General features: G+C 64.5%; 13 protein-coding genes. 10 read left to right on the top strand and 3 right to left on the bottom strand.

Going from position 1 to position 14,232, the window contains the following annotated elements:
- Positions 1-221 precede the first annotated feature (221 nt).
- From QLG02_RS01415 to QLG02_RS01395, 5 genes are all read left to right on the top strand, one after another.
- Positions 222-1,712, top strand: a complete 1,491-nt coding sequence (locus QLG02_RS01415) for a carbohydrate porin (RefSeq protein ID WP_139388930.1) — start codon at positions 222-224, stop codon at positions 1,710-1,712.
- Between the two features lie 115 nt (positions 1,713-1,827).
- Entirely contained in the window at positions 1,828-2,784 is a 957-nt protein-coding gene (locus QLG02_RS01410) for an aminoimidazole riboside kinase (protein WP_282464408.1), read from the top strand.
- A gap of 83 nt (positions 2,785-2,867) precedes the next feature.
- Entirely contained in the window at positions 2,868-4,232 is a 1,365-nt protein-coding gene (locus QLG02_RS01405; RefSeq protein ID WP_282464318.1) for a sucrose-specific PTS transporter subunit IIBC, read from the top strand.
- On the top strand, positions 4,232-5,647 hold the full coding sequence (locus tag QLG02_RS01400) for a sucrose-6-phosphate hydrolase (protein WP_282464317.1): 1,416 nt from the start codon (positions 4,232-4,234) through the stop codon (positions 5,645-5,647). Before QLG02_RS01405 ends, QLG02_RS01400 begins: the two co-directional genes overlap by 1 nt.
- Positions 5,648-5,674: 27 nt before the next feature.
- Positions 5,675-6,700, top strand: a complete 1,026-nt coding sequence (locus QLG02_RS01395) for a LacI family DNA-binding transcriptional regulator (RefSeq protein ID WP_282464316.1) — start codon at positions 5,675-5,677, stop codon at positions 6,698-6,700.
- A 76-nt stretch (positions 6,701-6,776) separates the two neighbouring features.
- On the opposite strand, the gene QLG02_RS01390 is transcribed toward QLG02_RS01395, so the two are convergent.
- The 3 genes from QLG02_RS01390 to QLG02_RS01380 all read right to left on the bottom strand — a co-directional run bounded on the left by QLG02_RS01390 (position 6,777) and on the right by QLG02_RS01380 (position 8,686).
- Positions 6,777-7,505, bottom strand: coding sequence for an MgtC/SapB family protein (locus QLG02_RS01390; RefSeq protein ID WP_024945078.1), 729 nt, complete (start codon positions 7,503-7,505; stop codon positions 6,777-6,779).
- 204 nt (positions 7,506-7,709) lie between these two features.
- Positions 7,710-8,084 carry a hypothetical protein gene (locus tag QLG02_RS01385; protein WP_017410711.1) on the bottom strand — a complete coding sequence of 125 codons (375 nt, stop codon included), beginning with the start codon at positions 8,082-8,084 and terminating at the stop codon, positions 7,710-7,712.
- Between the two features lie 416 nt (positions 8,085-8,500).
- The gene (locus QLG02_RS01380) at positions 8,501-8,686 is read right to left on the bottom strand and encodes a DUF2892 domain-containing protein (protein ID WP_039213421.1); all 186 of its coding nucleotides are present in this window, start codon (positions 8,684-8,686) and stop codon (positions 8,501-8,503) included.
- An 88-nt stretch (positions 8,687-8,774) separates the two neighbouring features.
- Here QLG02_RS01380 and QLG02_RS01375 point away from each other — a divergent pair, with 88 nt between their 5' ends.
- From QLG02_RS01375 to QLG02_RS01355, 5 genes are read left to right on the top strand one after another with little or no spacing between them, the layout of a single operon-like run.
- On the top strand, positions 8,775-9,092 hold the full coding sequence (locus QLG02_RS01375) for a metalloregulator ArsR/SmtB family transcription factor (protein WP_024945075.1): 318 nt from the start codon (positions 8,775-8,777) through the stop codon (positions 9,090-9,092).
- A complete protein-coding gene (locus QLG02_RS01370; protein WP_282464315.1) occupies positions 9,089-9,502 on the top strand; it encodes a YeeE/YedE thiosulfate transporter family protein in 414 nt (137 codons plus the stop codon). Before QLG02_RS01375 ends, QLG02_RS01370 begins: the two co-directional genes overlap by 4 nt.
- A 13-nt stretch (positions 9,503-9,515) precedes the next feature.
- Positions 9,516-9,962 (top strand): YeeE/YedE family protein, encoded by a 447-nt coding sequence (locus tag QLG02_RS01365; RefSeq protein ID WP_045789350.1) that lies wholly within the window; start codon positions 9,516-9,518, stop codon positions 9,960-9,962.
- 36 nt (positions 9,963-9,998) lie between these two features.
- Positions 9,999-11,036, top strand: a complete 1,038-nt coding sequence (locus QLG02_RS01360; protein ID WP_269382942.1) for an efflux RND transporter periplasmic adaptor subunit — start codon at positions 9,999-10,001, stop codon at positions 11,034-11,036.
- On the top strand, positions 11,029-14,226 hold the full coding sequence (locus QLG02_RS01355) for an efflux RND transporter permease subunit (RefSeq protein WP_282464314.1): 3,198 nt from the start codon (positions 11,029-11,031) through the stop codon (positions 14,224-14,226). The genes QLG02_RS01360 and QLG02_RS01355 overlap by 8 nt, the downstream gene beginning before the upstream one ends.
- Positions 14,227-14,232 lie beyond the last annotated feature (6 nt).

Below are 14,232 nucleotides of genomic sequence, written 5' to 3'. Positions count from 1 at the left end.
TTTTTTTGCCCCTGTTTTAGCAAGATCCCCGCTTATTGAGTGGATCCCGATGAGGGATCTTCCTCACAACTTCCGCCAATTCCTGCTGTACGAATGTTATCCCGCTCACACTGTGGCTGAAACGGTTTAGCTGGCATATTGAGTTAGCTAAATTGGTTTAGCTATGCTCTCGTCGTCGATAACAACAGGCCCGACCGGGCAACAGATGACAGGTGAGGACGATGACGATGTGCAAGAACAAGTTGGCGCTGGCGGTAGCGCTGGGATTGGGGATGAGCAGCCCGCTGTGGGCGGCGGATGGCGGTATCGAGGCCCGTCTGGCAGCGCTGGAGGCGCGGGTGCAGGCAGCCGAGGCGCGCGCCACCGCCGCCGAAGCGCGGGCCGATGAGGCCCAGAGCAAGGCAAACGAAGCCCGCGAAACGGCCGTGGTGGCCAAGGCCCAGAGCGAAAAGGTGGACAAGCAGACCGCCGGGGCCCAGGGCTTCGAGTTCCACGGCTATGCCCGCTCGGGCCTCTTGGTCAACGGCAATGGCAACGGGGGCCGCGGCGGCCCCTACATCACCCCGGCCGGCTCGGTGGGCGGCGCCGTGGGTCGCCTTGGCAACGAGGATGACACCTACATGGAGGCCAATCTGCTGAAGACCCAGACCTTCGCCGATGGCAGCTGGGCCCGCTACAAGCTGATGCTGGCAGACGGGGTGGAGACCAGCAACGACTGGACCGCCAGCGATTCGAGCCTCAACACCCGTCAGGTGTTTGCCGAGATCGGCAATCTGGCGAGCTTCGACGGCCCCTTCAAGAATGCGGTGCTGTGGGCGGGCAAGCGCTTTGACCGGGACAACTTCGACATCCACTGGCTTGACTCGGACGTGGTGTTCCTAGCCGGCACCGGCGGCGGTGTCTACGACGTGCAGCTGGCCGACAGCTGGAAGGCCAACTTCTCTCTCTATGGGCGCGACTACGGCGACATCAGCGCCAGCGGTCTCTCCGACATCGAGAGCTACATCCTCACCATGAACAACCGCGTTGGCAACTGGCAGTGGATGGTGAACGGCCTCTCCGCCAAGGACAACGAGACCCGCATCAACGATGGCGGCGCGGGCAGCGAAGCGGCGAACAAGGGGGCGCACACCCTGCTGGCCTACCACGCCGACAGCTTCTTTGGCATCAACCCCGGCTTCTCCAAGGCGGCGGTGCTGTATGGTCATGGCCTGGGTGCCGAGCTCAAGGGGCTGGGCTCCGACAGCGAGCTGCTGCCGGACGCCGATGCGGTGCGGGTCGCCGTGTTTGGCGCTACCGATCTCGCCCCACGCTGGCGTATCGCCCCGGCCCTGCTGGCCGAGCAGAGCAAGGATCGCTACGTGAAGGGGGACGAATACCGCTGGGTGACCCTCAATGGCCGGCTGGCCCAGGTGCTGAGCCAGAACGTCGAGCTGGTCTACGAGGCGACCTGGCAGTACATGGACCTGGATCCCAAGGGTTACAAGGGTCGCCAGGCGGTGAGCGGCGACTTCACCAAGCTCACCTTTGCCCCCACCTTCAAGGCACAGACCGCCGGTTTCTTCGAGCGGCCCGAGCTGCGGGTGTTCGCCACCTGGATGGACTGGTCTTCCGAGCTCGACCACTACGCCAGCAACGATGCCATGGGCCAGAGCAACTTCACCGCCGGCGGTGAATGGAACTTTGGCGTGCAGATGGAAACCTGGTTCTAGTTCGTTATCCCGATCACAAAAATGGCAGCTGGTGCCGGGATCTGTTGGTTAGCTAAAACGGTTTAGCTGATAATGCCAGCCAACAGAACAGAGTCCGGGTTTGGCAGTCGATCCGATGCAGCAGTGGAGTAGCAAGGTGACGAATCGTGTGTGGGTAATGGGGGATGCGGTGGTGGACTTGATCCCGGAAGGGGAGCGGCACTACCTCCAGTGTCCGGGTGGCGCGCCGGCCAATGTGGCGGTCGGCGTGGCGCGGCTTGGCGGTGAGGCGGCCTTTATCGGCCGGGTCGGTGGCGATCCGTTCGGCCGCTTCATGGCCAAGACCCTGAGCGGGGAGGGGGTGGATATCGCTGCACTGCGGCTCGATCCGGACCATCGCACTTCTACCGTGCTGGTGGCACTGGATGAAGAGGGGGAGCGCAGCTTCACCTTCATGGTGCGCCCCAGCGCCGACCAGTTCCTCACCCCGAATGAGTTGCCCCGCTTCGACGCCGGTCAGTGGCTGCTTACCTGCTCCATTGCGCTCGCCAACGAACCGGTGCGCGGCAGCTGCCTGCAGGCCATGGCGGCCATCAAGGCGGCAGGCGGGCGGGTCTGCTTCGACCCCAACCTAAGGCCCGAGGTATGGGGCAACCCGGCCGAGATGCTGCCGCTGGTGCGCGAAGCCATCGCGCGGGCGGATGTGGTCAAGCTGTCGGTGGAGGAGCTGCAGCTGCTGAGCGGTCTGGATGATCTGGCGGCGGGACTCGCCACCATCGCTGGGCCGGCGCTGGTGCTGGTGACCCGGGGGGCGGCCGGTGTGGTGGCCTGTCTGGGTGATGAGCTGCTGGAGTGGGTGGGGCCGAAGGTGACCCCGCTCGACACCACGGGGGCGGGGGACGCCTTCGTCGCCGGTCTGCTGGCGGCCCTGGCCGGGCGTTCGTCGTTGCCGACGCTGGCCGAGCTACCCGCCATCCTGGCCCAGGCCCACGGCTGCGGGGCGCTTGCCACCACCGCCAAGGGGGCGATGACGGCGCTGCCGACTCGCACCGAACTGGATACCTTTTTGCGATCAGGTGCAAGCGGCTGTTGATCCGCGGCTAGAAGCCCGGCTCGACAGCCCCTACTCTCATGTGACTAGGGCCCGCCAGTGTGGCGGGTCATAAGAGGAAGAATATGAATATCAGTGCGATAGCCAAGGATCTGGTGCCCCTGCTCGGGGGCAGGGAGAACATCGTCAGCGCCGCCCACTGTGCCACCCGGCTGCGGCTGGTGCTGGCAGACGACAGCAAGGTGAACAAGGCCGCCATCGACAAGCTGGAGGGGGTCAAGGGGTGCTTCAGCAACGCTGGCCAGATCCAGGTGATCTTCGGCACCGGTCTGGTCAACAAGGTCTATGCGGAGTTCGTGGCGCTGACCGGTACCGGCACCGCCAGCAAGGCGGAGCTGACCGACATGGCGACGGCCAAGCTCAATGTGGCCCAGCGGCTGGCACGGACCCTCTCCAACATCTTCGTGCCGATCATTCCGGCCATCGTCGCCTCGGGTCTGCTGATGGGGCTGCTCGGCATGGTGCGCACCTACGGCTGGGTCAACGCCGACAGCGCCCTGTTCGTCATGCTCGACATGTTCAGCTCGGCAGCCTTCATCATTCTGCCGATCCTCATCGGTTTTACGGCGGCGCGGGAGTTTGGTGGCAATCCGTACCTCGGGGCGACCCTTGGCGGCATTCTCACCCACCCGGCGCTGACCAACGCCTGGGGCGTGGCCGGGGGCTTCAAGACCATGGACTTCTTCGGGCTGGACGTGGCCATGATCGGCTATCAGGGCACCGTCTTCCCGGTGCTGCTGGCGGTCTGGTTCATGTCCCACCTGGAGAAACAGCTGAGAAGGCGCATCCCTGACGCGCTGGATCTCATCCTCACCCCGTTTTTGACCGTCATCATCACCGGCTTCGTGGCGCTGCTCTTCATCGGCCCCGCCGGGCGGGTGCTGGGGGATGGCATCTCGTTCGGCCTGAGCGCCCTCTATGAGCAGGCGGGCTGGTTGGCGGGGCTGGTGTTTGGAGGCACCTATTCGCTGATCGTCATCACCGGCATCCACCACAGCTTCCACGCCATCGAGGCGGGGCTGCTGGCCAATCCGCAGATCGGCGTCAACTTCCTGCTGCCCATCTGGGCCATGGCCAACGTGGCGCAGGGCGGGGCCTGTCTGGCTGTCTACTTCAAGACCCGGGATCCGAAAATCAAGGCGATTACCGTGCCGGCGGCCATGTCCTGCCTGCTCGGCATCACCGAGGCGGCGATCTTCGGGGTCAACCTGCGTTACATCAAGCCCTTCCTGGCCGGTCTGCTCGGTGGTGCCCTGGGCGGTGCCTACGTGGTGGCGGCCAAGGTGGGCATGACGGCGGTGGGGCTGACCGGTATTCCCGGCATGGCCATCGTCCAGCCCATGAGCCTTATTCACTACATCATCGGGCTGGTGATCGCCTTTGGCGCCGCCTTCGCCGCTTCCTACCTGCTCAAGTACAAGGTGGAGTGATGAAGGAAAGCGATCTTCTCAACCAGATTGTCCGGTCGCTGCTGGCCGGACAGATCAAGGCGGCGGCCGATCCCCATCGGCCGCGCTGGCATCTGGCGGCCCCGGTGGGGCTGCTCAACGACCCCAACGGTTTTATCGAGCACGGCGGGCGCTACCACCTCTTCTACCAGTGGAATCCGCTCGGTTGCGAGCACCGCAACAAAAGCTGGGGCCATGTCAGCTCTACCGATCTGCTGCACTGGCAGCACGAGCCGGTGGCGCTCTTGCCCACCGAAGCCTATGAGAGCCACGGCTGCTATTCGGGCTCGGCGGTGAGCGACGAGCAGGGGCGTCTGGCCCTCATCTACACCGGCAATGTCAAATACCCGGATGGCGGCCGCACCGCCTATCAGTGTCTGGCCCGCGCCGACGCTGAGGGCGGTTTTGAGAAGCTGGGCCCCGTGCTGGATCTGCCCGAAGGCTACAGCGGCCATGTGCGCGACCCCAAGGTGTGGCACGACGGCCAGCAGTGGCTGATGGTGCTGGGTGCTCGCACCCAGGATGACAAGGGTGAAGTGCTGCTCTATCGCGGCGACGCGCTGGATGCCTGGACGCTGGTGGGCCCCATCGCCGGCAGCGGGCACGGCGGTCTCGGGGAGTTTGGCTATATGTGGGAGTGCCCGGATCTGTTTGCGCTTGGTGAGCGCCATGTGCTGATCAGCTGCCCCCAAGGCATAGCGCCCCAAGGAGAGGATTATCGCAACCTCTACCAGTGCGGCTGGCTTTCGGGCGACTTCGACGGCGAGCACTTCGCGCACGGGGCTTTCCACGAGCTGGACCGAGGCTTCGAGTTCTATGCCCCCCAGACCACCCAGGATAGCCAGGGGCGGCGCCTGCTGTTCGGCTGGCTGGGACTGCCCGAAGAGAACGAGATGAGCCAGCCCACCATCCCCTATGGCTGGCTGCACCAGATGAGCTGCCCGCGGGAGCTGTTCTGGCAAGGCCACTGGCTCTGCCAGCGGCCGGTGGCGGAGCTGGCGGCATTGAAGGGGGAGCAGACCCGCTTCGAGGGGGAGCTCGGCGAATTTCCGGGGCTGGCCATCGACTCGGCCTGGCTCGATCTGAGTCTGTGCGGTGAGGGCAGCCTCTGGTTTGGCGCCGTGGCCGAGCTGTGCTGGCAGCCGGGGCGCCTAGTGTTGCGCCGCCTGAACTGGCAGAGCGGAGAGTGGGAGGAGCGATGCTGCCCCTGGCAGGGCGGAGGCATCACCGTCTTGTGCGATCGCTCCAGTCTCGAGTGTTTCGTCGATGGCGGCCGCCATACCCTGTCGGCGCGCTACTTCCCGGGACCGGGGCCGCAGCTTGCGCCGGGCAAACCGATCGCGGGCGGCAAAATTTGCCTCGATCACTGGCCGCTGGCGGCCTGCCTAGTACAATAGCCCGGTGTCAGTTTGCCGGGAGGCCAGGTGGAGAAGAAGAAACGGATCACGATTGCCCAGATAGCCGAGTTGGCGGGGGTGTCCAAGGCGACCGCCAGTCTGGTGCTCAACGGCAAGAGTGCGGAGTACCGCATCGCCGACGACACCCGCAAGCGGATCCAGGCGGTAGCGGACGAGTGCCACTACCAGCCGAGCTTTCATGCCCGCGCCCTGCGCGAGACCCGCAGTTACACCTGGGGGCTGGTGATCCCCGATCTCACCAACTTCGGTTTTGCCAGCATCGCCCGCGCCCTCGAGGCCCACTGCCGGGAGGCCGGGATCCAGCTGCTCATCGCCTGCTCCGAGGATGATCCCACCCTGGAGCAGCGGGTGGTGGACAACCTCATCAGCCGCCAGGTGGACGGTCTCATCGTCGCCTCCAGCGGCCACAGCGATGACATCTATGCCCGCATTCACGACCGGCTACCGGTGGTGCAGCTCGACCGTCACATCGGCGAGTCGCGTCTGCCCATGGTGATCTCCGATGCCTGCAAGGCCACCGCCGAGCTGGTGCAGGAGATGGCCGGCCAGTGCGGCGAGGAGATCTACTACTTCGGCGGTCTGCTGGATCTCTCCCCCAGCCGCCACCGGCTGGCGGGCTATGAGCTGGGGCTGCACCGCGCCGGGCTGGAGGCGGACCCGACCCGGGTGCGCCACCGCGACTACCAGCCAAGCTCGGGCTATCAGTTGATGGCCGAGCTGGTGGCCGAGCTCGGCTCGCCGCCCAAGGGGCTCTTCACTGCCTCCTTCACCCTGCTGGAGGGGGTGCTGCGCTACCTCAACGAGGCGGGGCTGATGGAGACGGGCATGCGGCTCTGTACCTTCGACGATCACGACCTGCTCGACTGCATCCCCATGCACATCGACTCGGTGGCTCAGGATTGCCCGGCCCTGGCCCGGGCGACCTTCGAGCTGATGCAAAAGCTTATTGCGGGCAACCCTCCGCCCCAGACCGCCCAGGTGATCAATCCGCGCATCCGCTGGCGCAGTCAGCGGGCTGCCCGGGTCGCCTGAGCTCCCCGTATCCTGAAAAGCAAAAGCCCCGCCGGCAGTGGCGGGGCTTTTGCTTTTTCAATGGCGGAGTCTGGTGTCAGTCGGTGGTACTGGCGCGCCAGAACACCTGCTTGATGTGGGGGTGGATGCCTAGCTTCACCATCAGGGCGTCGAGCTCGTCGCCATCGATGGAGGTGGCCAGCAGCACTGCCGAAATTTCCAGATCCCGCTCGCCGAAGGGCTCGATGTCGAGCTCGCTCAACGGGTAGTTGGCCTGCTCCAGCATCTCTTCCAGCCAGTGCAGTACCTCCTTCTGGTACTCGCGCTGGGTGAGGGCTGTCACCCGGTAGGTCACCTCGGTGTCGGTGTTGTCCACCGGGCGGCGGTTGATCTGGTTGACCAGCGGGCGCAGCAGGGTGTTGGCGGCCAGCACGAACAGGGCGCCGAGGATCGCCTCCATGGCCAGCCCGGCCCCGCTGGCGGCGCCAACCGCCGCCACGCCCCACAGGGTGGCCGCGGTGTTGATGCCGCGGATGTTGCCGGATTCACGCATGATGACGCCGGCGCCGAGAAAGCCGATACCGGAGACGATGTAGGCCACCACGTGCACCACCCCATAGGTGCCGCCGTGCAGATCATAGATGCGCTGGGCCAGGTTGACGAACAGGGCCGCGCCCACCGCCACCAGCACGTTGGTGCGCAGGCCCGCGGTGCGCTGGCGGTACTGGCGCTCCAGCCCCACCAGGCTGCCCAGCACGAAGGCCAGCAGCAGGCTGGCCAAGGTGTCGAGCAGAGAGATCATGTCGAATTGCTGCCACATTCTCATGGCGTACTCCTTCTGTTGCAGATGGCCTTTCTGAAGGCGGGCGAGGGGACGGTACCCCCCGCCAACGGCCCCGTGCGTGCAGGCCATGAGTTGACGAGAAACACGCACGAGGCGCCCGGCCCGTCCATCCAGGATGGCGGGCAGGGCGGTGAAACGGATTGAACGGGGCCAGCATGGCTGGCCCCGGATATCAGTCGTGCACGATCAATTGAGCACGAGTTCGGGGTCGCGGCGGGGATGCAGCTCCCAGCGAACCGGGTGATGTACCCCCACCTGATGCACGAACTGCACCAGATAGCGACGCTGGGGCGGGGTGCAGTGCAGGTTGAGCACCAGCTCCCGCCCGCCGCTGCGACCGGGTCGCAGGGACTGCAGGGGTTGCAGGCCCGCCGGTTGCAGGGTGTGGTTCACCAGATCCAGCACCTGTTCCATGTCGGCCCGATCCTCGCAACGGATCTGCAGCCGGTAGTGGTGCTGGCGCCGTTTGCCACGCAGCCAGAGCGGCAGCAAGCCGCGGCCCAGTCTGCTCAGCAGGGGGTGAGTCCGGTTGGATACGGACAGAGTTGAAACAAAACGCATAGCAGCCTCCTTGTGGGAAGCAGAAACTATGCAGGCAAGGTGTCATGGCAAAGCCAGGTCACCTGACGTCAAGTGTAAAAAAGAGAAGAGGGGAGTGGATTTCCGCTTCTCGCAGGGCTGCGAGCATGCGGCAGAGGAAGACCTGCGGCTAGCTCGCGACCCGGGTACCGACGACGAGGGTCGGTCTACAACTGTCACTTGATGAGTTGCCCACTGATGGTCTCCGCTGTTGATTGACGGCCTGATGGTACTCATCCAGAGCGGTGAGGTAAAGCCTCATCACCCTTTCAGCAACATTTAGATACAAGTTTGTCAATAATCGGGGCCGGCTGGCTACCGCCAGGACGATGAAAGAGCGATAAGCACCCTCACCGCTCTCGTTCCACCTTCTGCTCTCCCCCTTGTTACTCGTCACGCTATTTCAGCCCCAGTCGCTTGAGGAGCATCGCGGCCGGACAGAAACCGGTGAAGGCGCTCTGGATCAGATTGACCCCGACAAAGACGCTCAGCCAGACAAAGCCCGGGTGCACCCAGGCGGTGAGCAGCAGCGAGAGCAGCAACATGCAGCCCGCGACGACTCTGACTCCGTTATCTACCGTCATGACCTTCCCCTTATTTAATTTAGATATTGCTAATTTAGTGTCGCTTTATACAATAGAACCAAATATCAGAAATTGCTAATTTACTCCCATGAGCCAATTCGACGAGATGAACAGACACGCGACAGCCGCCGCCTCCCTGCTCAAGGCGCTGGCCCATCCCGAGCGGCTGCTGGTGCTCTGCCAGCTGGTGGAGGGGGAGAAGGGGGTCGGGGAGTTGCTGGCCCACAGCCAGCTCGGCCAGTCGGCCTTCTCCCAGCAACTGTCGGTATTGAAGCGCCAGGGACTTATCCGCTCGCGCAAGGTCTCCCAGCAGATCTACTACTCGCTGGTGAGCGAGGCCGCCGTCGATGTGCTGGCGGCGCTGCAAACCCATTTTTGTCACTCAGAAATTAAGGAATCTCGATGATGGAAAGCCAATGGCTGCTCTCTCTGGGCGGCGGCATGCTGGTGGGACTCGCGGCCCTGCTCCTGATGCTGTTCAACGGCCGGGTGGCCGGGATCAGCGGCATTCTGGCCGGTGCGCTACAACACAGGGCGCCCTGGCGGCTGCTCTTCTTGCTGGGACTGGGGGCGGGGGCCTGGCTGGCGCTGAGCCTGGGGTGGGCCAGCATGCCCGCATTCAGCACCTTGCCCGGTTGGCCACTGGTGCTGCTGGCCGGGCTGCTGGTCGGCATCGGCACCCGCCTTGGCAATGGCTGCACCAGCGGCCACGGCATCTGCGGCATGGGGCGGCTCTCCCTGCGCTCCATCGTCGCCACTCTCACCTTTATGACGGCCGGCTTCATCACCGTCTTTCTCACCCACCACGTTTTATAACAGGTTGATCATCATGGCATTGTTGACAAGTTTGCTCGCAGGTCTGCTGTTTGGTCTGGGTCTTGCCATCTCCGGCATGATAGATCCGGCCCGGGTCATCGGGTTTCTCGACCTGGCGGGTCACTGGGATCCCAGCCTGGCGTTCGTGATGGGCGGGGCACTGCTGGCGTTCATGCCGGGTTACTTCCTGCTGGTCAAACCGCTCAAGCGCAGCCTGTTGGGGGAACCCATGGCCAGCGTGCCGGCCCCCAAACTGGACCGCCGCCTCATCGGGGGCTCTGCCCTGTTCGGCATTGGCTGGGGGTTGGCGGGGATCTGCCCGGGGCCAGGCTTGAGTCTCATTTCCAGCGGCCAGCCCATGGTACTGTTGTTTGTCGCCGCCATGGTGGCCGGGATTTTGCTTGTTGATCGGGTTTGGGTGAAGGTGCGGGAGAAGCGCTGCCACCCCCGCTCGGCCTGAACGGATTGCCCCTGGTGTCGGGGAAGGAGGAATATCATGGAACAGATCCGCGTGCTGGGGGCCACCATGCTGGCCGTGGTCTCCGCTCTTGTCTCTCCGATAACATCGTCTGCCGAGGTGAATGGTGATGCAACCCTGACCCTGGTTTCCCGCCAGGTGACCGACTGGCTCACCCTGGATGGCACAGTCACTGCCATCCATCAGGGGACGGTGGCGGCCCAGACCAGCGGTCGGGTCTCCCGCATGCTGGTGGATGTGAACGATGAGGTAGTGGCCGGGCAGCCCCTGCTGGAGATCAGCGGCAAGGAGCAGTTTGCCGCCGTCACGGGTGCCCAGGCGCGGCTGGCGCGGGCACAGGCCCAGCAGGTGGAAGCCGAGCGTCAGCTTGCCCGCTTTCAGGCGCTGATTGCCAAGGGGGTGATCACCCGCGCCCAGCTTGATAATGCCGAGGCTTCCGATCGCGCCGCTCGTGCCGAGGTCAATGCGGCCGATGCGGCCCTCACTCAGGCCCGCGAGGCCTACGGTTATACCCGTATTCTGGCCCCCTACGCCGGAGTGGTGACCAAGCGGCTGGTGGAGCTGGGGGAGACGGTAGCTCCCGGCACGCCGCTGCTCTCCGGCTTCTCCCTTGATGCGCTGCGGGTGGAGGTAGATCTGCCCCAATCTGCGCTCGCCCTCGCCAGTCAGCCAGCGGATGTGCAGGTACTGCTGCCGGATGGCAAAACCGTTCCCCCCCTCAAACTGACCCGCTTCAACTATGCCGACAGCCAGAGCCACGCCTTCAGGCTGCGCCTCGACCTGCCGCCGCAAACCGCCGGGGTATTGCCCGGCATGTGGCTCAAGGTACAGCTCAAACAGGGTGAACGTCAGGTGTTACAGGTGCCGGAGCAGGCCCTGCTGAGGCAGGGTGAGTTCAGCGGTCTCTACCTCAAACAGGGGGATGGCTGGGCGCTGACGCCGGTGCGGGTGGGTCACTGTCAGGGGGCGCAGTGCGACATTCTGGCGGGCGTCCAGAGTGGCGATCAGATAGCGGCGGATGGCTGGGCGCGCCAGCAGGCGGTGGCCCATGAGTAGCGAGCTGAACGGCAACAAGGAGAGGCTAGGACCTGCCGGTCGGCTGGCGGCGCTGTTTCAGGGCTCGGCCATCACCCCGCTGCTGGCGCTGGTGGGGTTGCTGCTCGGTCTGTTTGCGGTGCTGGTGACCCCCAAGGAGGAGGATCCGCAGATCGATGTCACCTTCGCCGATGTCTATATTCCCTTCCCGGGAGCCACCCCGGCAGAGGTGGAATCTCTCGTCACTACCCCTGCCGAGCAGGTGGTCTCCCAAATCAAGGGGGTCGATACCCTCTACTCCTTCTCTCGCCCCGATGGCGCCCTGCTGGTGGTGGTGTTCAAGGTAGGGGTGAGCCGCGAGCAGGCCATCGTCGATCTCAACAACCAGCTCGACTCCAACCGCGACTGGCTGCCGCAAGGGCTGGGGGTGGGTCAGCCACTGGTAAAACCGAGAGGGATCGACGATGTCCCCATCGTCAGTCTGACGCTCTGGAGCAAGGAGTGGCAAAAACAGCTAGGCGCCGCCGAGCTGACCCGGGTTGCCCACGAGCTGGAGACCGAACTCAAGCGACTGCCCGGTACCCGCGATATCTACAGTCTGGGGGGCCAGCGTGCCGTGCTGCGGGTGATGCCGGATCCGGCGGCACTCAGCGCCCATGGCATCAGCTGGAGCGAGCTGAACCAGCGGCTTGCCGCCGCCAATCAGGTGGGCAGCGAGCAGGCCGTGGTGCAGGACAACCGGGAGATCAAGGTGCAAGTGGGGCAGTTCCTGCAAAGCGAGCAGGAGGCCCGCGAGCTGGTGGTGGGGCTGCAGGGCGACAAGCCGGTCTATCTCGGTGATGTGGCGAGCGTGTCGCTCGGGGAGGAGACCCCGGAGCAGCGCAGCTGGATGGGGCAGGGGGGGCAGAGCTATCCGGCGGTGACGCTGGCCATCGGCAAGCAGCCCGGCCAGAACGCGGTCGAGGTGGCCAAACGAGTTGAGGCGCGGGTCGAGAGCCTCAAGAATCGACTGATCCCTGCGGGGGTTGAGGTGACGGTGACCCGTGACTACGGCGTCACCGCCGAGACCAAATCCAACACCCTGATCGGCAAGCTGATTTTTGCCACTACGGCGGTGGTGCTGCTGGTGCTGGTGAGCATGGGCTGGCGCGAGGCGCTGGTGGTGGGGGTTGCCATCGTCATCACCCTGGCGCTGACCCTGTTTGCCAGCTGGGCCTGGGGCTTTACCCTCAACCGGGTGTCGCTGTTTGCGCTGATCTTCTCCATCGGCATTCTGGTGGATGACGCCATCGTTGTGGTGGAGAACATCCACCGCCATCGCAGTTTGGGCAAGGGTTCCCTCAAGGAGCTCATTCCGGGGGCGGTGGACGAGGTGGGGGGGCCGACCATACTGGCGACCCTGACCGTCATCGCGGCCCTGCTGCCGATGGCCTTTGTCAGCGGTCTGATGGGCCCTTACATGAGCCCCATCCCCATCAATGCCAGCATAGGGATGCTGATCTCCCTGCTGGTGGCCTTTATCTTCTCCCCCTGGCTGGCGAGCCACCTGCTCAAGAGCGAGGGACATGTCGCCCACGGTGAGGCCAAGGCCGGGCTCTTCCAGCGGCTGATGACCCCTTTCCTGATGGGCGCTGGCGCCAGGAGCGCGAGACACAAGCTCTGGTTGGCCATCCTGCTGCTGGTAGCGGGCGCCGCCGCCATGCCCATGGTGCAGTGGGTGGTGCTCAAGATGCTCCCCTTTGACAACAAGTCGGAATTCCAGCTGGTGCTCGACATGCCGGAGGGGACCACGCTGGAGCAGACCGAGCGCACCCTGCTGACGGTCGGGCGAGAGCTTGCCAAGGTGCCCGAGGTGAAGGATTACCAGATTTACGCCGGCAGCGCCGCCCCCATCAACTTCAACGGGCTGGTGCGCCACTACTTCATTCGCAGCGGTGCCAACGTGGGGGATACTCAGGTCAATTTGGTAGACAAGCATGAGCGTCGTCGCAGCAGCCACCAGATTGCCCAGTCGGTGCGGGTGCCGCTGCAGGCCATCGCCAGCGCGGTGGGTGGCAACCTGAAAGTCGTTGAGGTGCCCCCCGGCCCGCCGGTCTGGTCACCCATTGTCGCCGAAATCTATGGCCCGACTCAGGCCGCCCGTGAGGCAGCCGCTCGCGCCGTACAGGCCCGCTTTGTGGCCACCGAGGATCTGGTGGACGTGGATATCTATCTGACCAACCCGCAGCCCAAGTGGCGGCTGGTGGTGGATCGCAGCAAGGCGGCCCGCTTCGGGGTCGATCTCAGGGATCTGGTGGCGACTCTTAACGGCGGGGTGGGCTATCAGGATGCCAGCTGGTTTCATGGTCAGGGCGCCAAGTATCCGGTACCGATCCGCATCGAACTCGCTCCCGGTGACAAACGGGATCTGGCCGGCGTGCTGGCGCTCAAGATGCGCAGCCAGAGCGGGCAGCTGGTGCGGGTCTCCGAGCTGGTGAGTCGCCGCGATGAGGTGGCGCCGGGCTATATCATGCACAAGAACATGCAGCCCATGGTGATGGTGGTGGCCGACATGGGCGGCCATACCGACAGTCCGCTCTACGGCATGTTTGCCGCCGGTGCCGATATTGACCTGCCCCAATATTACGTGCAGCAGCCCGACAAGCTGGGAGAGGTGGCGCTGTTGTGGGACGGGGAGTGGAAGATAACCTACGAGACCTTCCGCGACATGGGGCTAGCCTACGGGGTGGGGATGATCCTCATCTACCTGCTGGTGGTGGCCCAGTTCCGCTCCTATCTGGTGCCGCTCATCATCATGGCCCCCATTCCGCTCACCCTTATCGGGGTGATGCCGGGCCACGCCCTGCTGGGGGCCCAGTTTACCGCCACCTCGATGATCGGGATGATCGCGCTGGCCGGGATCATAGTGCGCAACAGCATCCTGCTGGTGGACTTTATCGAGCAGCAGCGCAGCGCCGGAGTGGCGTTCGAGCAGGCGGTGATCGAAGCGGCGCAGGTGCGGGCCAAACCCATCCTGCTGACCGCGCTGGCGGCGATGATCGGGGCCCTGTTCATCCTCGATGATCCCATCTTCAACGGGCTGGCCATCAGCCTGATTTTCGGGATCCTGGTCTCCACCCTGCTCACCCTGGTGGTGATCCCGCTGCTCTACTACAGCCTGATGTCGCGCCGCGGGGGAGCGATCGCGGCAGACGAGCTGGGCGCACAATGACAGAAG

This window comes from Aeromonas sp. V90_14 (genome assembly GCF_029967615.1).
Classification (GTDB): domain Bacteria; phylum Pseudomonadota; class Gammaproteobacteria; order Enterobacterales; family Aeromonadaceae; genus Aeromonas; species Aeromonas hydrophila.
This window is presented reverse-complemented; position numbering and strand designations above follow the sequence as displayed.